Consider the following 25,210-nt stretch of genomic DNA (forward strand, 5'->3'; position numbering starts at 1 on the left):
AGGAGATGACTCCGCATGCGCACCTCACCGCCGTTCCGCGCCGACCACGTCGGCAGCCTGCTGCGGCCCAAGAAACTGCTCGAAGCCAGGGAGACCCTGACCGGGCAGGAGCTGCGCGAGGCCGAGGACGAGGCGATCCGCGAGGTCGTGCGCCGGCAGGAGGAGATCGGCCTGCAGGCGGCCACCGACGGCGAGTTCAGGCGGGCCTCCTGGCACATGGACTTCATCTACCGGCTCGGCGGCATCGGCCAGGCCACCGACGAGCACATCACGGTCCGCTTCCACAACGAGCAGGGCGACATCGAGTTCACCCCCGCCGCGCTCCGGGTGCACGACAAGATCCGGCTGACCGAGCCCATCTTCGCCGACGACTTCGCGTTCCTGCGTGACACCGTCACCACGGCGGTGCCCAAACTGACCATCCCGTCGCCCAGCATGGTCCACTACCGCGGCGGCCCCGCCGCCATCGACCCGGACGTCTACTCCGACGTGGAGGAGTTCTGGGCCGACCTCAGCGCCGCCTACGCCGCGCAGGTGCGCCGCATCGGCGAGCTCGGCTGCACCTACCTGCAGTTCGACGACACCAGCCTCGCCTACTTGAACGACCCCGCCCAGCGCGCCGAACTCGCCGAACGCGGCGACGACGCCGATCACATGCACCTGCGCTACATCAAGCAGATCAACGCCGCCATCGCCGCCAAGCCCGAAGGCATGACCATCACCACCCACATGTGCCGCGGCAACTTCCGCTCCTCGTGGGCAGCCGCCGGCGGCTACGACTTCGTGGCCGAGGCGCTCTTCTCCCAACTGGCCGTCGACGGGTTCTTCCTGGAGTTCGACGACGAACGCTCGGGCGGGTTCGAGCCGCTGCGGTTCGTGCCGCCGGGCAAAATGGTGGTGCTCGGGCTCGTCACCACCAAGCACGGCGAGCTGGAGTCCAAGGACACCCTCAAGCGCCGCATCGACGAGGCCGCCAAGTACGTCGACCTCGACCAGATCTGCCTCTCGCCGCAGTGCGGCTTCTCCTCGACGGTGGAAGGCAACGAGCTCACGGCCGACCAGCAGTTCGCCAAGCTGGCACTGATCGCGGAGACCGCCCGGGAGGTGTGGGGCTGACGTCCGGACGCCCCCGTCAGCCCCCACCGCCCCCCGACACTGGACACGTGACCTCGCGCGCAGCGCGGCAAGTCCCCGCGCTGCGCGTCACCCCGCGTTGCGCGTCGCCTGGTGTGGCCCTTTCGCGGCCCCGACGTGTGCCCCCGGTGCGACCCCATCGCGACCTGGCAGGGGACCGCGTTGGGGAGTTATTGATCAGGGCAGGAGGTCGCGGATGCGGGTGATCATGTCTGTGATGGCCGTGACCTCAGCGGCGCGGCGGGAGAGGCGGCGCAGGGCGTCGAGGACGCGGTCGCGGTCAGGCTCGGGTTCGGCCAGTTCGTCCCGGACGTCGGCGACGTCCCGGCGCGCCCGGCCGGGCTCGGCCACGTGAGCCTCGTGCTCGTCGACCAGCCCGGCCAGGCGGTCGAGCAGCGCCCTCAGCTCCGGTGACCCGGGGGTGTGGGCGACCGCCTTGGCCCGGTGCCCGACGGCGACGGGCCCGCTGACGCTGCCGCCGTGGACGTTGACGGTGTTGTTCTCCTGCATGAAGTGCACTCCTTACCCGCCGGTCGAGGCGGACGAGTCGTTGCCTACGGAGACCGGCCCGTACTGGTTGCCGAAGTTGTTGTTCGTGTTGTTGGTGATGACGCTCGCCGCCTGCAGCCGGTAGCCCCGGGTGTCGACGTCCTCCTTCTCCAGGAAGTCGAGCACCGCCTCGGTCAGCCGCTGCTCGACGAGCTTGGTGTACTTGGCGACGTCGAGTCGCTGGATGTGGGTGGCGAGGGAGTCGCTCGCGCCCAGCTCACGCACGCTCAGCCGGGCGCCGTACGGATAGACCGCCTCGCCGGCCGGATCCGGCTGGGTCAGCTGCTGGCGGACGGTCTGGGCCCCCGCGCGGACCAGTCGGACCGGCGCGGCGAGCACGTCGCGCAGCAGGTGGAGCTTCATCCCGCGCAGCGACTCCCCGATGATCCGGGTGCCGGCCATGGCCGGGAGCCGGTCGACCACGTGGTACTCGTCGCGCATCGGCGGCAGCACCGTGACCACGAACTGCGTGTAGAGCATCCGCCCCTCGACCGCCAGGTGGATGAACGCCGACGTGAGCGCCTCCTGGTCCTCGGCCGGCACGACCAGGCGGCCGGTCGCGTCGCGGATCTCCTGGCCGGTGTTCGCGACGGTGACCCGCTGGTAATAGCGCACGCCGCCCTGGGGGTGGCGGGCGATGGCGGCGATCTCCTCGGCGCCGGCGCGGCTGCGCGGCAGCCCGGACAGGTCGATCATCGGGTGCGGGGGCTGGCCGCGCTGCCAGTCGGCGACCCGGTAGACGCCCCTGGTCACCACGTGGTGGCCGATGTCGAGCCGCTGGATGCTCTCGTTGGGCCGCAGCACCTGGTCGCGCATCTCCAGCAGACGGGTGCGTACGAACGCGTGGAGCTTCATCGGGTCGATGTCGACCGCCTGCTGCCTGCGGCTCTTGGTCTTGCCGGTCCGATCCAGCTCGACGGCGATCGACCAGGTGCGCCAGATGTGGCCGGCGCCCATGAACGGGTTCTCGTTCGCGTACATCGTGATGTCGCCCCACTGCGCCCTGGCGACGTAGTCGAGGCGCTGGGCCGTACGGTGGGGCGTCGGCCCGAAGGCGGGCGGCGGCGAGCCGGGGCCGAGATGCCCGGCCAGCGTCAGGTAGACGGCGATCCGGTAGGCGACCGCGACGGTCAGCGTGGCCAGCGGGACCATGATCGCTTCTGCGAACGAGCCGAACAGGCCGTCGGCGGAGTAGCCGGTCAGGCCGGACAGCGGTGAGTAGGCCGCCGAGGCGGTGAACGCCGACAGCAGCAGGGTGAAGAGCAGCCACAGGAGGTTGTAACCGGCCCAGATCCACAGCAGCACCCGCACGACCGCCGACCCGCGCCGCACCCGATCTGCCGTCAGCAGCACGAAGGGGATCAGGGTGGTCAGCCAGCTGATCACGGAGAGCGGCGTCAGCCAGAGCCCCAGGGCGAGGAGCGCGGTGATCAGCGCGTCGCGGACGACGAGCATCGTGCGGGCCCGGCGGCAGTGGTGGACGATCGGGATGAGGTCGCACCCGCCGTACGAGGGCGCGACCGCGCGGTAGCGGTCGAGCAGCAGCTCGCCCAGGACGCGGTCGCGGAACGACGGGTCGAGATAGGCGGCGGCGCACAGATATCGCGTCACGTTGCTCATGCGAGGCTTTTTCATTTCCACCGGCGAGGTGACGGTGTGGGTTCTTTCCGTGTCCATGTGCGCCTCCTTTGTCGTGTCGAGCGTACGGCTGGATAAGGAGGAGCGGGCACGTCGTTATCGAATATTCTCCATAACGAGGGAAGTGATTCGGGGGATTCATATTCCGCTTATTTCGTGAATTTTTGGGAGATGTCCTGAATGTGTGAATTCGCCCCCGAGCGGGTCTGTCCTCGCTGCTCCGCCCGCGTCCCCGCCCCGTCCCCCTGCCCCCGCTGCGGCGCACCCCCGCCCCACACCGTGCCCTCGGGGGATGACGGTAGGTCGGAGGCTTCTCAGGGGTCAGGAGGGTGGGGGCAGGACCCCGCCTCCTCGGCCTCCGCGCTTCACGGGGGCGACGGGGGATCGGAGGCTTCCCGGGGTGCGGGAGGGTGGGGGCAGGATTCCGGCTCCGCGCCTTATGGGGGTGGTGGCGAACCGGGTGCTTCCGGCTCACGAGAGCCGGATCCCGCCTCCGTGCCTTCCGGGGAAGCGGGGACTTCCGGCTCAAGAGGGCGGGACCCTGCCTGGGACCCCGTCCCCGCGTCCACGGCCTCCGATTCCTCCGGAGATGCCGCGTGGGGGTGGGGGCAGGCTTCCGCCACGGTGAGCGAGGAGGGGGCGTCCGATGGGTTCGAGGGGGCGGGGTGGGTGCCGGGGCGGCGGCGGGCGTCCTTCCTGGTGCCCTTGGTGGTGGCCGTGCTCGCGGTCGCCCTGCTGGCGTGGTGGGGTTTCGGGGGTGGGAGCGCCGATGACGGGGACTCCGCCCCGGTCGCCGAGACGTCTGCTCAAACGCCGCAGGAAGAGCCTTCCTGGCCGGCCACCCCTCCGGACGCCGCCTCCTCCGACGCCGGGACGCCTGATCCCGGGGCCGACGGGTCCGGCGACCCGGTGTCCAGTGTCCCCTCCGATCCGGAGGCCGCCCGGCAGGCCTCGGCCATGGACGGGCTCCTGTCCGCAAGCCACCGGTCGCGCGGCGACATCCAGGGGGCCGTCGACAGCGCACGCAGGTGCGAGAGCGCAGGGGTACGCGAGCTGAAGGAGATCACCGAGGCCCGCGCCGACCAGCTGGCCACGGCCAGGGAGTTGACCGCGGACGCCCTGCCCGGCGGGGAGGAGCTCAAGGACGCCCTGGTGGAGGCGCTGGCCGCGTCCCGCGACGCCGACGCGGGCTTCCTGGCCTGGGCGCGCCGCCACCGTGACGACGGGTGCACGGGCCGCCCCGAGGACGACCCCGCCTACACCCGCGGCATGGACCGCTCGGTCGACGCCCAGGCAGCCAAACTCCGCTTCGCCGAGCTGTGGCGCCCGGTCGCCGACACCTTCGATCTCTCGTACTGGAAAGCCGACGACATCTGACCGCACGCATCCCCGTCCTCGGCCAACCGGCCGACCCGGGAGCGAGGCCGCACCACCGGAAGCGGGTCGTGCCACGGAGAGCTGCGCAGCCAGATGCCGCGGGGCCGTACCGCCGGGAGCCGGTCAGGCCGGTGTCGCGGAGCCGTGCCGTAGGGAGTGCTCGGTGGCGCGGGGCCGGGTGGGCGGCCCCGCGGCTCTCACGGATGGCTGCCGCAGTGAGGACGGTCGAGGACGACCACCACCACGGGGCCGTTTCGTCGGCCGCAGGGGGCCGGGGCGGCGAACGGGCGGGGATTGATCAGGCGTGCGCAGTCGGGCGTGCCCGGCTGGGGCTCGCACGAGGGCCGGGAGGCGGGGAACCCGAGCGCGTTCGCCAGCGCGTAGGCGCCGGTGGTGGTGAGGCTGATCGGAGGCCCCGTCACCACCTCGGCCCGCGGCTCCCGGCCTGGCTCGCGGCCTGACTTGCGGGCACGCGGCGGTGGCTCGCCGCGTGCCTTGAGCAGGCCGAGGGTGGTGAGGACCAGGGCGAAACCGGCGATGATGCCGGAGACCTCGTCGGCCTCGTTCGTGCCGCGCACGATGACGGTGACGCCCAGGTACACCAGCCCGACCGAGGCCAGGATGGTGGAGAGGACCTTTCTCGCTCTGTTCTTGTGATTCTTCGACATGGAACTGCGTCTCGGCTTCCCGTAAGCGGTAGTTTTCACCGTCATCTGACGCGGGCCGGAGAGCTTTCGCCGAGGAGGTCCCGTCACGATTCCGCAACGTTGAAAGTTGTACGAGCGAGCCGGGCGACATTTCTAGAAATGTCAGGGAATTGAGCAAGAAAGGGTGGGCGCGGTATTCGTACCATTCCATGACGCGAGGAACCCGAAACTCGTCGACGCGCCCGGCATGAGGAGGGAGTTCCAGCCGAAGTGCGTCACGGTCACGTGCGATCCGTCGGCGGCCAGGACGCCGTTCCAGATCTGGGTGATGCGCTGCCCGTCGGCGAACGTCCACGACACCCGCCATCCGTTCGTCGCGGTGGCGCCGGTGTTGGTGACCGTCACCTCGCCCTGGAACCCGCCCTGCCAATGACCGGCGTTCCGGTACGCGGCCGTGCACCCGCCCGGCGGCGTCACCGTGGGCGTCACGGTCGGTGTGACCGTCGGTGTGACGGTCGGCTGGGCGCCGGACAGCGCCTCCACCAGCGCCGGGTACCACCGGTCGGCGATCTTCTGGTCACCCGAGGCGTTCGGGTGCACCCCGTCGTAGGTGTCCGCGGCGGTGCTGAACCCCGTCCACTGGTCCACCACGACCACCGGCGACTGCGCCGTGGAGATGCCCGCCGCCCAGGCCGGGATGGCGTCGTTGAAGGTCACGACCCGCTGTCCGCACTCGCCACAGGTGGCCGGGGCCATCGGGATGATCTTCGCGACCAGGATCCGCATCGCCGGGTTGCTCGCCCGCATCTGCCCCACCAGCGTGGTGAACGCCTCCAGGATGGTGGCGGGCGGGACGTTGCTCCACACGTCGTTCGTACCGAAGTGCATCAGCACGACGTCCGGACGGCCGGCCGACAGCCAGCCGGGCAGCTGGTTCTGGCGGGCCACGTTCGTGACTAGGGCGCCGCCGTGTCCCTCGTTGTCGCCGTCGTACGCAACCGAACAGCCCTGCGGCGGAAGGGTGCCGACGAAGTCGACGTCGGTGTGACCGGTGTTCTGCAGCCGGTTCCAGAGCAGCGCCCGCCAGCAGCCCGGGGAGCCGGTGATGGAGTCGCCGAGCGGCATGATCCGGGTGGCCGCGGCGCCCGCCGCCGTCCCGTTCGCGGCCACCAGCACCCCCGCGACCAGCGCCAGCACCGCCACCAGGATGACCCGTACCCTCGCCATGACGCGCTCCCGTCGTCGCCTGCGCAGATCGTAAGGAGCGGGATCCGACCGGCCTAGGCGGCGACCGGCCACCAGGGCGGTGACCTGCGCGAACCCATGTAACTTTCAGCTCACGGGGCCCCGTTCCCTTCCCCGGCTCCCGGGTAAGGGACGACGGACATCGTCAGAAGGGGGAACTGCCATGAGCGGCTTGGGCGACTGGGCCAAGAAGGCCGAAGATCTGGCCAAGAAGAACCCGGACAAGGCCGACGAGATCCTGGAACGCGGCGAGCAGTTCGCCGGGGAGAAGACCGGCGGCAAGTACGACGAGCAGATCGGCAAGGGAGCCGACGCCGTCCAGCGCCGCTACGGCGGCGGCCAGGACGAGGAGCAGCCCGGCGGGCAGCCCGGCCAGCAGTCCGGCCAGGAGCCCGGCCAGGAGCCCGGCCAGGAGCCCGGCCAGCAGTCCGGCCGGCAGGGCTGACACACCGGGACCCGCCCTTCGCGTCGAAGGGCGGGTCCCGTGCTGCCGGTCAGCGGCTCCGGTCGCTCACCTGCCGGGCCTGATCCCTGGCGTGGTCCGTGGTCGCCCTGGCCGCATCCGACGCGGACTCGCGCACCTGCTGCGCGGCCTGGCCCGCGACTTCCCTGGCGTCCTGGCCGAGGCTCGCCGCCGACTCGCGCACGGCCTCCTTGACCGGCTCCACCCACTCGCCGGCCTGCTCCCTGATCTGCTCGCCGGCCCGCTGCTCCGCCTCGGTACGAGGGATGAGCGCGGCCGCCAGCAGCCCGGCGCCGAACGCGATCAGACCGGCGGCCAGCGGATTGCCCTGCGTGCCGCGCATCGCCTGCTGCGGCGCCGCGCGCACCGCGCCGGCCGCCTGCTCCGCGCCGTGACGCACCGCGCCCGCGGCCTGCCCGGCGCCTTCCTTGACGGCCTCGCCCGCCTGATGAGCGCCGTGCGAGACGGCGCCCGCCGTCTGCGCCGCGCCCTCGCGGACCTGGCCGGTGGTACGGGACGAAGTTCCCATGATGCGCTCCCATGTCGTACGCGCGGTGTCGCGCACCCGATCCGTTCGGCGCCGCACGATCCGCTTCGGGCTGGTACGGTCCGCCAGCCGGTCGACGTCGGCGGCGAGTTCGGCCCGGGTGACGGCGATCTCGCTTCTCAGTTCCTCAGGTCGCGTGCCCATGCCGCGTCCTCCTTGAGGGTTTCGATGGTCTGCTCCGGCTTCGGATTCACCCGGCGCAGCCGGGCGCGCCCGGACGCGAACAACGCCGCGCCCGCCGCCGCCCAGATCACCGCCATGATCAACGCGGCCCAGCCCAGGTCCATGACGTTGCCCAGGCCGAACATCACGGCCAGCGTCAGCAACACGGCCACCATGTACCCGGCGAACCCGGCGCCGCCGAGCATCCCCGCTGCCTTCCCGGCCTTGACCGCCTCCTGGCGGATCTCGGCCTTGGCCAGCTCCACTTCCTGGCGGAACAGCTTGGAGACGTCCTCGCCGATCTCCGCCACGATCTGGCCGAGCGACTGCTGTTCCTGACCTGGGGTGGTCATGGCAGGTCACCGGGTCGGCCGGGCGGCGGCGGGGTCGCCGATCCCGGGGCGGGCACCGGCCGGGTCGGATCCCCGGTGTGCGCCGGGTCCGGCTGGGGATACGGGTCCGGCTGGGGGTACGGTGCGGGCTGGGCCGGCTCGGTGTACGGCGCCTGCTGGGCCGGGTCCGTGTACGGCGTGGACCCGTACGTGCCGCCGGTGAACGCGCTCGGCGCCGGCTCCGGCGACCGCCGCTGCTCCTCCTGCTGCGTCCCCGAAGTGGCCTTGGCGATCCGGCCCACCAGGAACCCGGCGGCCAGCGCCCCGGCCAGGAACACCGCGGGCTTGCGGCGGGCGAAGTCCTGAACCTCGCTCACCACCCCGGCGAACCCGTTCTCCTCCAGGTAGTCCGCCGCCCGCCGTCCCCCGTCGGCGACCTGCCGCACCACCCCGGCCACCTGCGAGTCCGGCTTGGCGCCGTCGTTCATCGCGGCCAGCTCGTCCGCCCAATGGCGGATGCCCTGCGCCGCCCGCTCGCTCTGATGCTGGGCCTGCGCCCTGGCCTGCTCGCGGATCTGCTCGACGGCATGGCGCGTCTGCTGCCGTGCCTCCCCGGCGACGGCCCCCGTCTGCTGCCGCGCGGTCGTGGCCACCTCGCGGGCGGCCTCCTTTCCCTCCTGGAACGCTCCCTCCTGACCGCTGGGCGGCTGAGGAGAGACTCCGGCTGGATACTCAGTCATCGATGCCCTCCAAGGGCTCGTATCGTCCAGAGCGCCTGCCGCTACCCTCCGCCTCACGGCCTATTCAAAAGATGGCAAAGCCCGCACTTCCAGGGCATGGCCACGACCCTCCCGACACGCTCAGGGCGAGGACCCCGTCCATCGTCAACGGCATGGCCCTCGCCCTCGAGGCGCTGCGCGCCGGGGCATCTCGGACTGCGTTCATGGGGGCTTCGCCCCGGGCGAGGGGCTTCCGCCCCCTCGCGCTCCCCATGCGTTGGCCGGTGGCGAAACGGCATGCCGGAGGACGCCACACCCCAGAGGCAAGAATGGCCCCCAGGTCAAGGCCCCGCTGACGGTCGGTCGGCACGTGGGACAGCGCGAGAACCCTGTCCCACGCGCGTACGCGTGCCCCCTCAGCCGGCGAAAATATCCTCCGGAAGCAGGGCTGACACCAGGAAGCTGGGCACGTCCACGAGCTGGCTGACCCGGAGGTCCACCGCGACGCTGCAGATCGCGTACGCCTGCTGCCTGTTCCACCCGCGCTCGCCCAGGTGGTCGATCATGTCCAGCAGGGCGTTGCGGGCGGCCAGGGTCAGGTCTTCGGCGGCCACCGCGCCGTCGCGGCTGACGGACATGCCGGTGGTGGCGTAGAAGGCGCGCGGGGCGGCGAAGGGGGCGGCGACCCAGTAGTCGGAGCGGGCGAAGCGGGGGCCGCGGATGCCTTTGGCGGCGGCTTCGCCGGAGTGCACGGTGAAGCGGACGCGGAGGGTGGCGCGCATCTCGATGGCGGTGCCGCAGGTCTCGCTGTCGCCCTGGGCGTAGTGGGCGTCGCCGGCGGAGAAGAGCGCGCCGGGCGTGTCGACCGGGATGTAGAGGCGGCTGCCGGCGCCGAGTTGTTTGATGTCGACGTTGCCGGCCTGCTCTCGGGGCGGGATGGTGCGCAGGGCGCGGGTGGCGATGGCGGGGTCGCGGGGGATGGCGCCGTCGGCCGACGGCGGGAGGACGAACCCGCCGCGCTCCATCGCGGCCTGTTCGCGGGCGGTGGCCCTGGCCAGGGTGTCGTGGCCGGGGGAGAGGCCGATGGTGCCCATGAAGGGGGCGGCGGGGATGCGGACGCCGGGCAGGTCGGGGGAGGTCGCCCAGCCGTCGGACAGGTGCCAGCGCACGATGTACGGGTCGGGGAACACGTCGCGGAGGAATCCGAAGCCGGGCACCTGGACGGTGTAGCCGTAGTCGGCGGGCTCGACGTCGAGGATCTCGATCTCCAGCAGGTCGCCGGGCTTGGCGCCGTCGATGTGGACGGGGCCGGTGAGGGGGTGGACGACGTCGAGGTCGGGGGCGCCGACGGTCTTCAGGGTGGCGTCGGGGCCCATCTGGCCGTCGAAGGCGTCGCGGGTCTCCATGACGACCTCGTCGCCCGGCTGGACGCGCAGGATGGGCGGGATGTCGGGGTGCCACCGGTTGTGGCCGGTCGCCGGTTCCTCGGCGAGGGTGCGGGCCGGGTCGATGCGGATCTCGTGGACGGCCATGGCGGGACTCCCTCAAGGTACGAGCTCAAGGTACGGGCTCAAGGTACGGGCTCAAGGTACGGGGACGGCGGGGATGGTCACGGGCCCGAGCAGCGGGTTCAGCACCTCGGCCTGGGAGACGCCCGGCGGCAGGACGACGTCGAGCGCCTTGGGCACGGCGCCCGGGTCGGACGAGCAGATCGGCTCGGCGCCGCCCGGCGCGCACACGCCGAACTGGAACGGCTGGGGCGTGGCGGCGAAGCCTCTGGCCTGGTCGGCGCTGAAGCCGTCCTGGCCGGCGAGCACCACGGCGAAGCGCCAGCCGGGACCGGGCGTGCCGAACGTCGAGCGCGGCAGCGCGACGGTGATCGTCCGGGTGGTGCCGGAGGCGCGCACCGCGGCGCCAGGCAGCGAGGTCCCGCCGGCCGTCTCCCAGACCGGGGCGGCGAAGCCCTGCGCCTCCACCCGCTGCGTCCACGGGTCGGCGAGGCGGTGGTTGCGCTGCGGGAAGGCGGCCTCGGACGACCGCTCGGCCACCTGCGGGTCCTGCGCGTAGACGTCGAGCAGCTGGGCGCCCATCTGGTTGCCGAACGTCGGGGTGAGGTCGCGCAGCTCGGCGCGGAGGTAGACGGTGGTCTCGTCGGTGATCACCTGGAAGCGGCGCAGGTCGAACGCGCCGTCGTGGAAGTCGGGTGAGGTCGGGTACGCGTACGTGCCGGGCCCGTGGTCGTCGCCGTCCGGGTCGGTCACGTCGAGCACGGTGGTGGCCCCGGTGATGTCGCCGACGACGGAGCGGCGGGCGTGGGCGGTGCGGTCGCCCGCGGTCGCGGTGACGACCAGCGCGACCTCGCCGAACGAGACCGGTGCCGAGGCGGTGAACGAGCCGTCGGCGCCGGCCCGTACCGACACCACCTGGGCGGGGGCGCCGGTGTCGACGGGGGCGGCCGCGACGTCGACCCGCGCGCCCGGCGAGGTGGCGCCGGTGACGGTGACGGAGGTGCCGGAGGGGGTCGCGCCGTTCTCCGGGGCGGTGATGGTGAGCGGGACGGTCGCGGGCATGCCGCGGTCGGCGTAGCGGTGGCGGACCACGGCGGGCTGCTCCAGCGGGCGGCCCGCGGCGAGCGACAGGATCAGCCGCAGCTCCTGCGCCTGCGCCCAGGTGAGCGGCGAGGCCGAGCCGGCGGGCCCGCCGGGGACGAAGCCGATGGAGGCGGTCGCCGGGTCGGACCCGTACGGCGCGGCGGGCAGGGCGGGGTTCTCCCAGGTCTGCTCGGGGACGAGCCCGGTGCCGGACGCCATCGCGTGCATGGCGTCGAGCAGGGACCTGGCGGTGGCGAGGTCGCCGGTCTGCAGCGCGTGCTCGGCCCGCTCGCCGGACAGGACGGGCCACAGGTGGCCGGAGCCGGTGTTCGTGGTGGGCCACGGGCTGCCGGTGGGGGCGCAGGAGGTGGGGTCGGGCTCGTAGCAGTCGCCGTAGCCGTCCTCGGTGCCCTCGGTGTCGGAGCCGTACCGGTACCAGCCGGGCCCGTTCGGCGTGGACCGCCGGATGACCTGGTCCACCACCTTGAGGCCGGCCCGCACGTCCGGGTCGCCGGGCGGCAGGATGCCGAGCCTGGTCAGCTCCAGGAAGCCCGCGTCCACGACCCGCCGCTGGTCCTCGGTCGGCCCGCCGTTGCCCAGGTTGTACGGGTCGGCGGCGTCCGGGTCGCCGCCGCGGGACAGGCGCAGGAAGTAGCGGTCCGCGTACGGGCCGGTCGTGGTGACGGTCCAGTCCTTGACCGAGCGGGCGAAGTGGTCGGCGGTGGCCCGGTAGAGCCGGGCCCTGGCGGCGTCGCCCTGCCGGGAGGCGATCTCGCCCGCGGCGACCAGCCCGGCGATCTGCGAGGCGATGGTCGACGGCGAGTAGCCGGATTGCTCCTCCCACCGCTCCACGCCGAACGCCGGCCCGCGCGAGACCACGAAGTCGGCCGCCGCCCGCACCCGGGGCCAGAGCCCGCGGTCGCCGGAGAGCCCGGCCTGGTAGGCCATGAGGATCGGGAACGCGGTCTCGTCGAGCTGGTCGCCGCCCGAGTCGGGGGCGAGCCGGCCGTTGATCAGGGAGTTGCGCGGCATCCGGCCGTCGGGCAGTTGCTGGCGTTCGAACAGGAAGCGGGTGACGGCCCGCGCGGTGTCCAGGTCGCCGGCGGTGAGGAATCCGGTGAACGTCTCGTAGGCGTCGCGGGCGAACACCTGGCGGTAGGAGCCGAAGTAGACCGCCCGGCCGCCCACCTCGGTGCCTGCGCCGACGGCCTGGCCCCACGGGCTGCCGAGCGAGGCGACGACCGCGCCGGGGAAGGTCTTGTCCTCGCTGGCCTTGAGCACGTTCGCCGCCAGGCGGTAGCGGCCGGCCAGCGACGCGGGCGGCGGGCGCAGCCGGGCGTCGTAGCGCGCCCAGCCCGCCTCGTACCCGGCCAGGGTGGCGGCGAAGGGGCGGCCGGCCGCGTCCCCGGCGGTGCGCAGCGCCGCGGCCGGGGTGCGGCCGAAGCCGAGCGCGAACGTCACCTCGCCGGACCGGTCGATCGGCAGCCGGGCCGCGGCGACCACGTTCCCGTCCGGGGCGCTCGGGTACGGGGTGAGCGCGTGGCCGGTGTCGAGCTGGACGGCGCCGTCGCTCGCGGTGCCCGCGTAGCCGACGCTCGCCTGCGGCAGCCGGCGCTCGGCGCGGAGCGCCAGGTGGGTGGGCACGGCGTAGTCGCGGTTCGGCGCGGACGTCACGGTGTTCTGGTCGGAGACCACCGGTGCGCCGGTGGCGGCGTCGACCGCGCCGCTGTCGGCGCCGCCGTTGGCCGTCCCGCCGCCGCCGTTGCCGTTGACGCTCGCGTCCAGCAGCACGTACAGCCGCAGGTTCGGGGGGCTCAGCCGGGTGCGGACCACGACGGCGTCCCGGTCCGGGTCGGTGGCGTACGTGGTGGTCAGCCGGTAACGGCCGGACCTGCTCGTGGCGGTGACGGTGCAGGCCATGCCGGATCGGCCGGTGGTCACCTCGTAGGTGGTGTCGCGGGCCTGGAGCTCGGTGAAGGTGCGGCCGTCGGTGACCGCGAACTGCATCGTCTCCACGTTCGTGTTGTCGATCGTGGGCTCGTACACGTCGGAGAGCAGGCCGCCCGCGACCGTGAACCACACCTTGGACCGCCGGTCGGCGGAGGTGCCGACGCAGTCCTTGCGCGCCGTCGCGAAGTGGGAGGCGGCGCCGGGGCCGCCGGGAGCGGGGGCGGCCGCGCCGTACGCGGGCGGGGCTCCGGCCAGGGCGGCGGCGACGACCACGGCGAGCGCGAACCGGCGGACAGCAGCCATGCGTAGCTCCCTCTGGAACCGCACGCGCCCCGTCCCGTGCCTGGTCATCCTCTTGCAGACAAGACCTTCCCCCTGCGCGTGTCAACCCCGCCGCCCCGGACGCAGGTGAGCCGCCGGACGGACAGGGCAGGGCTGATGCCATGGAGAAGACCATGTGGAGAAGACCATGAAGAAGACGCTGCTGGCGACGACGCTCGGGACCGCCGCGGCCGCCGTGCTGGGCGGGATCGCCACCCGCTCGGGGATGCCCTGGTTCCAGAAGCTCGACAAGCCCTCGTGGCAGCCGCCCCCGGCCGCCTTCCCGCTGGTGTGGAACCCGCTGTACGCGACCATCGCCTACGGCGGCGCCCGCGCCCTGGACCGGGCGGGCGACGAGCGCGCCGGGCTCGGCCGCACGCTGGCGGCCAACCTGGCGCTGAACGCCGCCTGGCCGGCGCTGTTCTTCGGCCGCCGGTCGCCGCGCCTGGCGCTCGCCGAGATCGTCGCGCTCAACGCCGCCAACGTGCTGCTCGTGCGCAAGGCCCTGCGCGCCGACCGCACCGCGGGGCTGCTGCTGGTCCCGTACGCGTCGTGGACGGCCTTCGCCACGGTGCTGAACGCGGCGATCGTACGGAAGAACCCAGAGTAAAGATCACCAGATCCAAACATGAAGTAGTCAATCCCTCACTAAGGGTAATGATCGGTTCGGATGATCAGATCACCGCCCGCAGGGGGATCCATGTACAACCACGCCATGACCGCACTCGCCACCGCCGCCACCAGCGTGCTGCTGGTGGCGGGCCCGGCGACCGCCGAGGACGCCCGCCGGTGCGCGACCGGCACCGTTCCGACCTCCGGCTCCGTGGGCGCCGTCACCGCGCCGGCCCACAGCATGGAGACCCGTCGGCTCGTCGAGGAACTGGTCCAGGTCGTCAAGCCGGGCCCGGCCGCGTCCGGCAGCCTCGCGCCGGCCCCGACGCTGGACAGGGCGGGCGCCAAGGCGCTGCTCCGCCAGATCGCCTGCCGGTCGGGCGACGACGACGGCCGCTACGAGCGCGAGAAGGGCGGCTGGCACACCGGCGCCGACCGGCTTCCGGACCGCGAGTGGGTGCCCGGCGGCGGGAGCCGCTACGAGCGCGAGGACGACGGCTGGCACACCGGCGCGGACCGGCTCCCGGACCGCGACTGGCTGCCCGGCAAGAGCCGTGAGAGCTGGTCCAGGACCAGGGGGCTCTCCGGCGGCGTCGCCGAGGACGAGAACTGCGTCAGGTACCGGGTCGGCCCCGGCTGGTCGCCGAACTGGCCGGTGCTCGACGCGCTCGGCGTCAGGGAGCTCATCGAGCAGTCGTCGGGCACCGCCTCGGTGTGCGTCGGCGACCCGAACCGGCTCCCCGGCCAGGCGCCCAGCACCACGGCCGTGGAGCCGCAGGTCGAGCCGCAGGCCGGCACGCAGGGCCTGACCAGCACCCCGGCCAAGCCCGCTGTCCGGGTGAAGCCGGTCCAGTTCCAGCCGGAGGCCAGGCCCCAGATCCAGGCCGAGCCGCGGTTCTACCCGTACGCGCAGGTCCACCTGCAGTCGAACGGGCGGCCGCTGCTGGAGAGCCTCGGCGTCACCGCGCTGCTGCGCGACCTGGTCGGCAACTGACGACCCGTCCCGGCCGCCTCGCCGGGCGGCCGGGCCGTTTCCTGACACCGGCGGAAGAGACTCCCACGGCTCCAGGTCACATGCCGGGCGGGGGAGCTTCGGCACCCGCGGAGGCCGTACGCTGCTGCGCATGGCGAACCGGGTGATCGACGGCCGCTTCGAGCTCGTGGAGCGGCTCGGCGGCGGTGGCATGGGGCTGGTGTGGCGGGCCTGGGACCAGGCGCTGCACCGGGAGGTCGCGCTCAAGGAGGTGCGGCCGCCCGATCCCGCGCTGGGGGATCACAACCCCGCCCAGGCTCGCGAGCTGCGCGCCAGGGTGCTGCGCGAGGCGCGGGCCCTGGCCCGGCTCAACCACCCGCACGTCGTCACCATCCACCACATCGTCGACGCCGGCGAAGACAGCTTCCCCTGGCTGGTCATGGAGCTGGTGACCGGCGGTTCGCTGCAGGACCGGCTGACCGACGGGCCGATGTCCCCGGCCGACACGGCCCGGCTCGGCCGGGAGGTGCTGTCCGCGCTGCGCGCCGCGCACGCCGTCGGCATCCTGCACCGCGACGTCAAGCCCGGCAACGTCCTGCTCCGCCCCGACGGGCGTTCGGTCCTGACCGACTTCGGCATCGCCGCCTTACAGGAGTCGCCGGGGCTGACGGCGACCGGCTCGTTCATCGGCTCGCCCGAGTACATGGCGCCCGAGCGGATCAACGGCCGCGAGGGCGACCCGGCCTCCGACCTGTGGTCGCTCGGCATGCTGCTGTACGTGGCGGTCGAGGGCCGGCACCCGCTGCGCCGGGCCACGCCGCTGGCGACCCTGGCCGCGGTGCTCAACCAGGAGGTGCCGCCGCCGGAGCGGTCCGGCGGGCTGGCTCCGGTGCTGTTCGCGCTGCTCAACCGCGACCCGGCGGCCAGGCCCGACCCCGACACGCTGGACCGCATGCTGGCCGGGGCCGCCCAGGACCCGTCATCGTCCTTCGCCCCGCACGCCGGGCCGCCGCCGTCCTTCTCACCTCACGCCGCACCGCCCCACGCCGGGCAGCCTCACAGCGGGCCGCACCACGCCGGGCAGCCTCACAGCGGGCCGCACCACGCCGGGCAGCCTCACAGCGGGCCGCACCACGCCGGGCAGCCCCACAACGCGCCGCCTCACAACGCACCGCCGTACGGCTCGCCGGCTCACACGCCGCCGCCCGGCGCGTACTCCGGACCCAAGCAGCCAGGACCCCCGTACGGCCCGCACGGCCCCTCCTGGAACACCGCCCCGCCCTCGTACGGGGCCACGGCTCACACCGTCAGGTCCGGCCGCCGCAGGCGGATGACCGTGTCGCTGGTCGCCGGCGTGGTGGCGGTGTCGGTGGCCGGGGTCGTGGTGTGGGGGCTGCCGGTATTCCAGCGTGACGGCGTCACCGCCACCCCGTCCGGCGACCAGCGGACGAGCGCGCCGCCAGGCGCCGAGGAGACCCCCGCCCCGACGGAGACCGAGGAGAAGAAGGAGGAGGCCGTCGACCTGCTCACCCCGGCGGGGATGCGCCGCCTGGTCGCCGACCTGCAACCGGTCATGGGCGGCACCGAGGTCGTCGACCTGACCGTCTATCCCACGTACGCGATCGCCGAGGCCCCGGTCAAGGGACGCAGGGCGGTCTACGACCGCTACACCTACCGCAACGGCGTGGCGGCCAAGGACGGCCCCGGCGGCACCGTCTCCGACCCCATCGTGAACCTGCGGAAGTACAACTGGAAGGCGCTGCCGGGTCTGCTGCGCACGGCCGAGAAGGAGCTCGGCATCAAGAAGCCCACCACCCGCTACATCATCGTCGACGCCGCCTTCTACGAGTCGGGCTCGATCCGGGTCTACGTCTCCGACGAGTACCACGCGACCGGCTACCTGGCCGCCGACCCGACCGGGAAGATCCTCGCGAAGTACCCGGCTGCCGGCTGAACCGGTTAGATCCGGGCGAACCCGGGCACCTCATCGGCCATGGCGGAGCACGGGTTCGTGGTGATCGGCAATGCGGCGGCCGGCGGCGTCGACGAGGCGGCGCGCGAGGCGGTGCTGGAGGCGCTCGCGGGTGACGTGGTCACCTGTGACGTCGAACGGCCGGGCGACATCGAGCGCGCCCTGGCCGACCATCCCGCCCGGCTCCCTGTGGTGCTGGGCGGCGACGGGACCGTGCACGCCGTGGTGGCGGCCCTGCTGGCCAGGGGAGAGCTGGCCGACCGCCCGATCGGGCTGGTGCCGCTGGGCACCGGCAACGACCTGGCCCGCGCCCTCGGCATCCCGCTCGACCCGGGCGAGGCGGCCCGCGCCCTGGCCACCGGCCGGGAGCGGGCGCTGGACCTGCTGGTCGACGAGGACGGCGGCATCGTGGTGAACGCCGTGCACGTCGGCGTCGGCGCGCACGCCTCCGAGCACGCGGCCGCGCTCAAGCCCCTGCTGCGCCGGGCCGCGTACGCGGTGGGCGCGCTGGTGGCCGGGGCCCGCAGCAGGGGCTGGCGGCTGCGGGTGAAGGTGGACGGCGAACCGGTGACGGACGGGCGGCGGCGGGTGCTCATGGTCGGGGTCGGCAACGGCGTCTCGATCGGCGGCGGCACCCCGCTCGCCCCGCACGCCCGCCCCGACGACGGCCTGGCCGACGTGGTGGTCTCGTACGCGGTCTCGCCGCTGGCCCGGCTGGCCTTCGGCGTCCTGCTGCGCCGCGGCAGGCACCCGGAACGGGCCGACGTGATCACGGTCAGGGGCCGGGGCGTCACCGTGGAGGGCGAGCCGGTCCCGGCCAACGCCGACGGCGAGCTGCTCCCGGCGGCGACGCGCCACGCCTGGACCCTCCACCCCGCCGCCTGGCGGATGATCGTCCCGGCGGACTGATCCGGCTCAGGCCGGGGTGATCGGGAAGTTGTGCCGGAACACGTTCGCCGGGTCGTAGCCGCCCTTCACCCGGCGCAGCCGGTCCAGGGTCGGCGGCGGGAACGCCCGGGTCAGCAGCTTCTCCTCGAAGCGCGGCTCGAAGCTCAGGTAGGCGGCCGTCACGCCCAGCTCGTCCCACGCCCGCTCGGCCCGCTCCTCGGCGCCCGGGGAGATCACGCCGGTGACCGAGAAGTTCTGCGTGCGGTGGGCGTAGGCGGTGGCGTCGGGGGCGACGTCGTTGACCGCGCCGCCGACCGCGCGCACCTGGAGGAGGCCGAGGAGCCCGCTCCCGAACATCTCGCCCAGCCGCCCGGCGGTGTCCGCGTCGAGGTGGTCCACCAGCGCGGAATGGCCGCTCATGCCGCCCGCCTGCCCGGTGTGCCGGTTGTGGTGCGGCGCGACGACGGCCGCGTACGGGGCGAGCTGCGCCTGCTGCTGGAGCACCGGCGCCACCCCCAGGAACGGCTCCAGCGCCGCCACCGCCTCGTCGGTGTCGCCGCCCGCCCATACGGCGAGCGTCTGCGCGAGCGCGGAGTAGCCCTGCCCGCCCCGGAACACGGTCACGAACGGGGTGAGCGCGCGCGGGCTCGCCTCCACCACGCGCCCCCAGCCCTCCAGGAACGCGGCCGTGTCGGAGGCGTCGTGCACGAAGACGGCGAACACCACGTCGGTCAGCTCGGCCGCCTCGATGTCGAACGAGGTGACGACGCCCAGGTTGCCGCCCGCGCCGCGCAGCGCCCAGAACAGGTCCGGGTGGTGCTCCGCGTCCGCCCGCACGACCCTGCCGTCGGCCAGCACCACGTCGGCGCCCACCACGTGGTCGAGCGTCAGCCCGTAGGAGCGGGCCAGGAAACCCTGACCGCCCGCCGTCGCCAGCCCGCCCACGCCGACGTCGCCGTAGTCGCCCGAACTGATCGCCAGCCCGTGCGGGGTGAGCACGCGGGCCACCTCGCCCCAGCGGGCGCCCGCGCCGACGCGCACCAGCCGGCGCTCCCGGTCGAGCACCTCGACCGTGTCGAGCGCGCCGACGTCGACGACGATCCCGCCGTCGTTGGTCGACCGGCCGCTGATCCCGTGGCCGCCGCTGCGCACGGCCAGCGGCACGTCTTGAGCGCGCGCGTACGTGACCGCCTCGGCCACCTGGCCGGTCGTGGCCGGGCGGAGCACCAGGCCGGGGGAGCCGGTCCAGACGTAGGTGTGGCGCACCCGCTCGTACTCGCGGTCGCCGGGCTCCACGGCGGCGTCCGCCAGGGAGTCCGGCAGCGCGTCGTAGTCGATGCCGGGGCGGCGTGCCGCGAGCGCCCGCGCGGGCCGGGCGGGCCGCGCGGGACCGGTGCCGGCGCCCCGGACGGCGCGTTCGGCGGCGACGGCCTCCCGCAGCGCGGGCGCGACCTCGCGGCCGAGGAGTTCGATGCCGCCCGGGTCGTCGCCGCTCAGGATGAACGTGCTGATCCCGTCCTCCACGACCATCGGCAGCAGCCGCTCCACCCACGCGTCGACGGAGTCGCCGGCGAAGTCGCCCATGAGGTTGAGCAGGCGGCGGATCTCGCGCGGGTCCCGGCCGGCCCCGGCCGCCGCCTCATCGATGATCTTGTTGCCGGCGGTGAGATCCTCCGGCGTGGCGTAGCCGAGGCTGGGCAGCCAGCCGTCCGCCTTCTCGCCGATCAGCCGCAGCATCCTGGGCTTGTACGCGCCGAGCCAGATCGGCACGTCGTGGGCCGGCGCCGGTCCCCGCTTGGCGCCGTCGACCGTGTAGTAGGAGCCGTGGACCCGGAGCGGGCGCCGCTCGCCGGCGTCCCACACGCCGCGGATCACGTCGATGGCCTCGCTGAGCGCGTCCACCGCCTGACCGGGGCTCAGCCGCCGGCCGCCCATCGCCTCGACGGCGTCCCAGAACGCGCCCGCGCCCAGGCCCAGCTCCACCCGGCCGCCCGACAGCAGGTCCAGGCTCGCCACCGACCTGGCCAGCACGGCCGGCGGGCGCAGCGGCAGGTTGAGCACGTTGCCCGACAGGTGGATCCGCTCCGTGCGCGCCGCCACCCAGCTCAGCAGCGTCCAGGTGTCCAGAAAGGACGCTTGGTACGGATGGTCCTGGAACGTCACCAGGTCGAGGCCCGCCTCCTCGCTCAGCAGCGCCAGTTCGACGGCCAGCTCGGGCCGGTCGTTCCCCGGCGTGATGAACGACCCGAACCGCAGGTCGTGGCCATAGTCAGGCATCAATTCCTCCATTGGTAGATATGTCAACCTTATTCAGGTTAGGTGACATGTCAACCTCTGGCATAGGCTGGTGGCATGACAGCCACGACCGCTTCCGACCTGGCCGCGTGGCGCGCCTACAGCACGGCGCACGACCGGCTCGCCGCTCACCTGTCCCGCGAGCTGACCCGGGCCACCGGGCTGTCCGAGGCCGACTATCAGATCCTCGACGCGCTGCTCGACGCCCCCGGCGGGCGGATGCGGGCGCTGGAGCTGCGGTGGGTGCTGCAGTGGGAGAAGAGCCGGCTGTCCCACCAGGTGGGCCGGATGGCCAAGCGCGGCCTGCTCGGGCGCGAGTCGTGCGCCGAGGACGCCAGGGGCTGGGACATCGCGCTCACCGCCGAGGGGCGCGAGGCGGCCGCCCGGGCCCGGCAGGTGCGCGAGCACTCCGTCCGGCACGTCGTCCTCGACACTCTCGGACCGGACCGGCTCGCCGGCCTGGCGGAGGCCGCCGCCCTCCTGTCGGCCCGCCTGGAGCGGGCCGCCGAGGAGGACCCGTCCTGCCGCGCCGCCCGCGCCGAGCTCTTCCCCGAGCCGCCGTCACCCGGCTGAGCGCAGCAGGAGCAGGGCGATGTCGTCGGCGCGCAGGTCGTCGGACGCGGCCGGCCCGATCAGGGCGTCCGCGACCTCCTGCAGCGGCCGCGGGGCGAAGCGGCTGAGGCGCAGGCACAGCTCGTCGATCCCGTCGTCCAGCAGCGTGCCGGGCGTCTCGACCAGCCCGTCGGTGTAGAGGGCGATCGTGCTGCCGGGCGGCAGGGCGACCTCGACCGCCTCGTACGTGGCGTGCGGGTCGATGCCGAGCAGGAGCCCCGGCGACGGCTCGATGAGCCAGGTGTCCCCGTCGTGGTGCAGCAGCGCGGGCAGGTGACCGGCGCTGGCCACGTTCAGCACGCCCCTCTTCAGGTCGAGGCTGATGTAGAGGCAGCTGGTGAACCGGTTCGGCGTCAGGTCGATGAGCAGCCTGTTGGTGTGCGCGAGCACCTCACCGGGGTCGGCTCCCGAGGCGGCGTAGGCGCGGATCGCGGTGCGCGCCTGCCCCATCAGCGCCGCGGCCGTGGGGTCGTGGCCCTGCACGTCGCCGATGGCCGCGGCCGCGCAGTGGTCGCTCAGCCGGATCATGTCGTAGAAGTCGCCGCCGATGTCGATGCCGCGGGTGGCGGGCAGATAGCGGGCGGCCACATCGAGCCCGCCGACCTGGGGCAGGCGGCGGGGGAGCAGGCTGGCCTGCAGGCTCTGCGCGAGCCGGTGCTTGGTGTCGTAGAGCCTGGCACGTTCCAGAGCCTGCGCGACCAGCCCGGCGAGCGCGGTGAGCGTGGCGCGCTCGTCGGAGGTGAAGTGGTGCGGCCGGTCGTAGCCGATCACCAGCATGCCGAGGGGGCGCACCGGCGTGCTCAGCGGCAGCACCGCGCAGGCCGAGGTGGGGTCGTCGTTCGCCAGAGGGTAGACCTCCCGGAGTTCCCGCCGCGTGGCGTAGAACATGGGCTCGTCGACGTCGCCGGACACCGGTTCGGCCAGGGCCCACCGGTTGAAGTTCTCGATGCTCTTCTGCTGGGCCCCGCGGCTGCCCAGCACGGTCATCCGGCCGTTCTCCGTGCTCAGGATGGTCAGGGACTGCGCGGTGAACACCGGCAGCACGTGGTCGGCCACCAGGTCGACGACGTCCTGCACGGTGGCCGCCTGGCTGAGCGTGGTGGCCAGGTGCAGCATGCCGAACAGGGTGGTGGCCGTCGTCGCCCTGCCGCCGCGCACCACCGGGTCCGGCATGAGATGCCCGGGGTCGCGCGCCATGGTGCTCGGCGTGATGCGGACGCTGAGGCCCGAGGGGGCGGGATAGAGCTGGAAGGCCAGCCACTGCTCGCCGGGACGCCGGGCGGTGAAGGAGACGGGCTCGTGGCTGATCACCGCCGCCCGGTAGTGGTCCTCGTACTCGGGGGTGTTCAGCCAGGGGAGCACCTCCCAGGGGCGCTCCCCGATCAGGCGGGACGCCGGCTCGCCGAGCAGTTCGGCGGCCGGTCCGGTGAGGAACGTGATCCGGCCGTCCAGGTTCAGCGCCAGATAGCCCTCGGGAAGCCCGTTGAGGCAGTCCAGGGCGGCCAGGGCGGCGTCGGGGTCGAGCCGCCGGCCCCGGCGTGGCGCGAGCACCCGCGGCCTGACGTGCGGTCTCACCGGCTGCCCGAGCAGCGCGGCCTCACGCAGGATCGTGCCCATCTGCTCGCAGGTGTCCTCGATCGCCTTCCGATGCTTCTCGGAAAGCTCCGTCCTGCCCGACGGCCAGGCCAGCATCAAGGCTCCCCAGCCGACGTCGTCGGCGTGGATGGGCGCCGCGGCCAGCGAGAAGTGGTACGGCACGACCAGCGCCGCGCCGGGGAAGCTGCGGGCCAGCTCCTCCTGGTCGGCCAGCCAGACCAGCCGACGGTCGCGGAGCGCCTCCGCGACCGGCACCGCCCCGTTGAAGCGCACCCGGGACCAGGCCCTGGCGATCGTGATCGGGAAGCCCTGGGTGGCGTCCATGAGCAGCACCTGCCGGTCCTCGTCCAGCAGGTAGAGCGCTCCGATGTGCGCCCCCGTGCGGTCGATGACGCTCGTCAGGAGGTCGTGGAGGTGTCGCGCGTCCCGGCCGGGGCCCGCGGCGGTCGGGCTCTCTCGCCGCACGCCGCTAGCCCTCCCGGCACCCGGTTCGCGGATCCCCTGGCCATAGAATTCCGAAATCCCCCATACAGGCAGGATGCGCCCATACTGTTTCAGCCAAACCTAAAATCATTGACGGTGATAATCATTGTCGCGTCGACGGTGGTGTGTCGGCGGCGGCTTCCCCGGCCGGTCCCCGGGTATGTGACGGGAGAGTTCAAGCGCATCGGGGGAGGCGTGAGGGATTCGGCGCAGCGGCGGCTCAGTCTGTCGCGGTGGACGTTCGCGGCCATGATGATCCTGGTCACCGCGTCGGTTCTCGGGCTCGGCCTGCTGGTCGGCTCCGTCGACCGGCTGATTCCGCTGCTCATCTTCCTGCCGGCGATCATCTCGGGCCTCGGCAGCCTCCGGCAGACGGCCGTCGCGTCGGTGTGGGTGGTCCTGGTGATCGGCGTGTCGGTGTCGCTCCAGGGCGGAGGCCTCGGGATAGACCTGGGCGCGATGGCGTTCGCGTCCCTGTTCGGCGTCTGGAGCGTGCTCGGCTGCCGCTACCGGATCGCGCGCGAGCACGAGGTCCACCGGCTCCGCTCGGCCGGGGCGGCGCTCCAGCGGCAGATCGTCCGCCCGCTGCCCATGCGCACCCCCGACGTGGTGGTCGACGGCGCCTACGAGCCGGTGGAGGAGGATTCCACGGTCGGCGGCGACATGTACGAGGTCGCCGACACCGATCACGGCACCCGGGTGCTGATCGCGGACGTGCAGGGCAAGGGGGTGCACGCGATCGGCGCGGCCATCGCGTTGCTGGGCGCGTTCCGGGAGGCGGCCTACCGCGAGAAGAGCCTGGCCGACGTGGTGGACGCGCTGGAGACCGCGGTGGTCAGGCACAACGAGGCCGCCCGGCGCACCGGTGAGCCGGAGCGGTTCGTCACCGCCCTCGTGCTCCACATCGACGCCCGGCCGGAGGCGGAGGCGGTCAACTGCGGCCACATCCCGCCGTACCTGATCGCCGGCTCCCGGGCCTGGCAGGCCGATCTCGGCGAGCCCGAGCTCCCGCTCGGCCTGGGCAGGCTGTCGGGCACGCCGCGCACGTCGGTCCGTTTCCCCTTCCCCAGGCAGGCCAAGATGCTGCTCTGCACGGACGGCGTCACCGAGGCGCGCGACGCGGCCGGCGCTTTCTACCCGCTGGAGGCCCGGCTGCGGGCCTGGGCGAAGCATCCGCCGCAGGCCCTGGCCGACGCGCTGCTGGCCGATCTGCACGCGTTCACCGGCGCCGACTTCGGCGACGACCTGGCGGTCCTCACCCTGCGCAGGAGCGCCTCCGGGTCGCGCTGATCAGGCGGGACCGTCTTCCACGGGGGTGTCGTGGCCCAGGTCGCGGTGCCGGAACATGTCGATGAGCGACTGGACGGGGATGCCGGCCTCGGTGTGGTGGCGCAGTTCGGCGCCCGAGTTGATCTGGTAGTGGTTGCGGCGGCCGATCCGGATGCGCTCCAGATAGCCGGCCTCCTCCAGGTCGGAGACGATCCCCTGGGCGGCTCGCTCGGTGATGCCGATCGTCGCGGCGATGTCGCGGAGTCGCATCTGCGGATCGGCGGCCACCGCGATGAGCACTCGCGCGTGGTTGGTCAGGAAGGTCCAACCAGATCGCCGATCGATGACGTCGTTCATCCTCTGGCCGCCCCTGCCGAAAGCCTGAAATTACTTACCGGAACATTTTATACAGAAAACTTCTTCCTGTATGGTGTCCGGAGGAGGACGCGCTCGCGGGGAGTCACGATGGTGATGAGTGGAACCGGACACGCGCACGTGCCGGTGGCTGAGCACCTGCTGTACGTCGACGGGCTGCTCCGCGTCACCTGCATGGTGACGCCCGGTCCCTCACTCGTCCGGCTGGACGGGGACGTCGACGTCAGCAATCGCGCGGAGGCGCTGGCCGCGCTGAGACGGGCGCTGCTCATCGACGCCGACCTGATAGTGGACACCGGCGGCGTCGGCTTCATCGACGTCGCGGGGCTCCGCGCGCTGCTCGGCTTCGCCGAGACCGGGGGCGTCGTCATCCGCAACACCCCGAGCCAGATGCGCCGTCTCATGGACGTGCTCGGGCTGCCCCCGCTCGACTGACACTCGACGGCGGACGGGCCGGCGT

At 73.1% G+C, this 25,210-nt stretch carries 22 protein-coding genes; 10 read left to right on the top strand and 12 right to left on the bottom strand.

The genetic code is table 11. The annotated features are described in order from the left end of the window. Nucleotides 1–15: 15 nt before the first annotated feature. Entirely contained in the window at nt 16–1,116 is a 1,101-nt protein-coding gene (locus ACGFI7_RS12935; protein WP_393403070.1) for a 5-methyltetrahydropteroyltriglutamate--homocysteine S-methyltransferase, read from the top strand. Between the two features lie 195 nt (nt 1,117–1,311). Here the strand turns inward: ACGFI7_RS12935 and ACGFI7_RS12940 are convergent, their stop codons facing one another. Together ACGFI7_RS12940 and ACGFI7_RS12945 are read right to left on the bottom strand one after the other, a co-directional pair. Then, a complete protein-coding gene (locus ACGFI7_RS12940) occupies nt 1,312–1,644 on the bottom strand; it encodes a hypothetical protein (protein ID WP_393403073.1) in 333 nt (110 codons plus the stop codon). Nucleotides 1,645–1,656: 12 nt separating this feature from the next. Further along, complete coding sequence (locus ACGFI7_RS12945; protein ID WP_393403076.1) at nt 1,657–3,294, bottom strand: hypothetical protein; 1,638 nt, start codon at nt 3,292–3,294, stop codon at nt 1,657–1,659. Nucleotides 3,295–3,945: 651 nt separating this feature from the next. On the opposite strand from ACGFI7_RS12945, the gene ACGFI7_RS12950 reads away from it, so the two are divergent. Beyond that, entirely contained in the window at nt 3,946–4,698 is a 753-nt protein-coding gene (locus tag ACGFI7_RS12950) for a hypothetical protein (RefSeq protein ID WP_393403079.1), read from the top strand. Nucleotides 4,699–4,895: 197 nt separating this feature from the next. Here ACGFI7_RS12950 and ACGFI7_RS12955 read toward each other — a convergent pair whose 3' ends face one another. Beyond that, complete coding sequence (locus ACGFI7_RS12955) at nt 4,896–5,366, bottom strand: hypothetical protein (protein ID WP_393403082.1); 471 nt, start codon at nt 5,364–5,366, stop codon at nt 4,896–4,898. 141 nt (nt 5,367–5,507) lie between these two features. After that, on the bottom strand, nt 5,508–6,572 hold the full coding sequence (locus ACGFI7_RS12960; protein ID WP_393403085.1) for a cellulose binding domain-containing protein: 1,065 nt from the start codon (nt 6,570–6,572) through the stop codon (nt 5,508–5,510). A 181-nt stretch (nt 6,573–6,753) separates the two neighbouring features. Between ACGFI7_RS12960 and ACGFI7_RS12965 the strand changes: the two genes are divergently transcribed. Next, nucleotides 6,754–7,035, top strand: a complete 282-nt coding sequence (locus ACGFI7_RS12965) for an antitoxin (protein ID WP_393403086.1) — start codon at nt 6,754–6,756, stop codon at nt 7,033–7,035. Between the two features lie 49 nt (nt 7,036–7,084). On the opposite strand, the gene ACGFI7_RS12970 is transcribed toward ACGFI7_RS12965, so the two are convergent. The 5 genes from ACGFI7_RS12970 to ACGFI7_RS12990 all read right to left on the bottom strand — a co-directional run bounded on the left by ACGFI7_RS12970 (nt 7,085) and on the right by ACGFI7_RS12990 (nt 13,657). Further along, on the bottom strand, nt 7,085–7,744 hold the full coding sequence (locus ACGFI7_RS12970; protein ID WP_393403089.1) for a DUF3618 domain-containing protein: 660 nt from the start codon (nt 7,742–7,744) through the stop codon (nt 7,085–7,087). Then, the gene (locus ACGFI7_RS12975; protein WP_393403092.1) at nt 7,720–8,115 is read right to left on the bottom strand and encodes a phage holin family protein; all 396 of its coding nucleotides are present in this window, start codon (nt 8,113–8,115) and stop codon (nt 7,720–7,722) included. The genes ACGFI7_RS12970 and ACGFI7_RS12975 overlap by 25 nt, the downstream gene beginning before the upstream one ends. Then, nucleotides 8,112–8,834: a hypothetical protein gene (locus ACGFI7_RS12980; protein ID WP_393403094.1), complete on the bottom strand. Its 723-nt coding sequence runs from the start codon at nt 8,832–8,834 to the stop codon at nt 8,112–8,114. The genes ACGFI7_RS12975 and ACGFI7_RS12980 overlap by 4 nt, the downstream gene beginning before the upstream one ends. Before the next feature lie 395 nt (nt 8,835–9,229). Then, complete coding sequence (locus ACGFI7_RS12985) at nt 9,230–10,345, bottom strand: acetamidase/formamidase family protein (protein WP_393403097.1); 1,116 nt, start codon at nt 10,343–10,345, stop codon at nt 9,230–9,232. Between the two features lie 51 nt (nt 10,346–10,396). After that, the gene (locus tag ACGFI7_RS12990) at nt 10,397–13,657 is read right to left on the bottom strand and encodes a glucodextranase DOMON-like domain-containing protein (protein WP_393403100.1); all 3,261 of its coding nucleotides are present in this window, start codon (nt 13,655–13,657) and stop codon (nt 10,397–10,399) included. 154 nt (nt 13,658–13,811) lie between these two features. On the opposite strand from ACGFI7_RS12990, the gene ACGFI7_RS12995 reads away from it, so the two are divergent. From ACGFI7_RS12995 to ACGFI7_RS13010, 4 genes are all read left to right on the top strand, one after another. Beyond that, entirely contained in the window at nt 13,812–14,285 is a 474-nt protein-coding gene (locus tag ACGFI7_RS12995; RefSeq protein ID WP_393403103.1) for a TspO/MBR family protein, read from the top strand. Nucleotides 14,286–14,390: 105 nt separating this feature from the next. Next, on the top strand, nt 14,391–15,281 hold the full coding sequence (locus tag ACGFI7_RS13000) for a hypothetical protein (RefSeq protein ID WP_393403106.1): 891 nt from the start codon (nt 14,391–14,393) through the stop codon (nt 15,279–15,281). Nucleotides 15,282–15,411: 130 nt separating this feature from the next. Next, on the top strand, nt 15,412–17,214 hold the full coding sequence (locus tag ACGFI7_RS13005) for a protein kinase (protein WP_393403109.1): 1,803 nt from the start codon (nt 15,412–15,414) through the stop codon (nt 17,212–17,214). 39 nt (nt 17,215–17,253) lie between these two features. Continuing rightward, the gene (locus ACGFI7_RS13010; protein ID WP_393403112.1) at nt 17,254–18,141 is read left to right on the top strand and encodes a diacylglycerol/lipid kinase family protein; all 888 of its coding nucleotides are present in this window, start codon (nt 17,254–17,256) and stop codon (nt 18,139–18,141) included. Between the two features lie 6 nt (nt 18,142–18,147). Here ACGFI7_RS13010 and ACGFI7_RS13015 read toward each other — a convergent pair whose 3' ends face one another. Then, nucleotides 18,148–20,397 carry an LLM class flavin-dependent oxidoreductase gene (locus tag ACGFI7_RS13015; RefSeq protein ID WP_393403115.1) on the bottom strand — a complete coding sequence of 750 codons (2,250 nt, stop codon included), beginning with the start codon at nt 20,395–20,397 and terminating at the stop codon, nt 18,148–18,150. 75 nt (nt 20,398–20,472) lie between these two features. Here ACGFI7_RS13015 and ACGFI7_RS13020 point away from each other — a divergent pair, with 75 nt between their 5' ends. Then, nucleotides 20,473–20,988: a MarR family winged helix-turn-helix transcriptional regulator gene (locus tag ACGFI7_RS13020; RefSeq protein WP_393403118.1), complete on the top strand. Its 516-nt coding sequence runs from the start codon at nt 20,473–20,475 to the stop codon at nt 20,986–20,988. Here ACGFI7_RS13020 and ACGFI7_RS13025 read toward each other — a convergent pair. After that, a complete protein-coding gene (locus tag ACGFI7_RS13025; RefSeq protein WP_393403121.1) occupies nt 20,977–23,088 on the bottom strand; it encodes a SpoIIE family protein phosphatase in 2,112 nt (703 codons plus the stop codon). The two genes, ACGFI7_RS13020 and ACGFI7_RS13025, sit on opposite strands and share 12 nt — an antisense overlap. A gap of 213 nt (nt 23,089–23,301) precedes the next feature. Here ACGFI7_RS13025 and ACGFI7_RS13030 point away from each other — a divergent pair, with 213 nt between their 5' ends. Then, complete coding sequence (locus ACGFI7_RS13030) at nt 23,302–24,396, top strand: PP2C family protein-serine/threonine phosphatase (protein WP_393403124.1); 1,095 nt, start codon at nt 23,302–23,304, stop codon at nt 24,394–24,396. Here ACGFI7_RS13030 and ACGFI7_RS13035 read toward each other — a convergent pair whose 3' ends face one another. Beyond that, on the bottom strand, nt 24,397–24,732 hold the full coding sequence (locus ACGFI7_RS13035) for a helix-turn-helix transcriptional regulator (protein ID WP_393403127.1): 336 nt from the start codon (nt 24,730–24,732) through the stop codon (nt 24,397–24,399). A gap of 114 nt (nt 24,733–24,846) precedes the next feature. Between ACGFI7_RS13035 and ACGFI7_RS13040 the strand changes: the two genes are divergently transcribed. Continuing rightward, a complete protein-coding gene (locus ACGFI7_RS13040) occupies nt 24,847–25,185 on the top strand; it encodes an STAS domain-containing protein (RefSeq protein WP_393403130.1) in 339 nt (112 codons plus the stop codon). Nucleotides 25,186–25,210 lie beyond the last annotated feature (25 nt).

Origin of the sequence: Nonomuraea sp. NPDC048826, assembly GCF_043198225.1 — a bacterium.
Taxonomy (GTDB): domain Bacteria; phylum Actinomycetota; class Actinomycetes; order Streptosporangiales; family Streptosporangiaceae; genus Nonomuraea.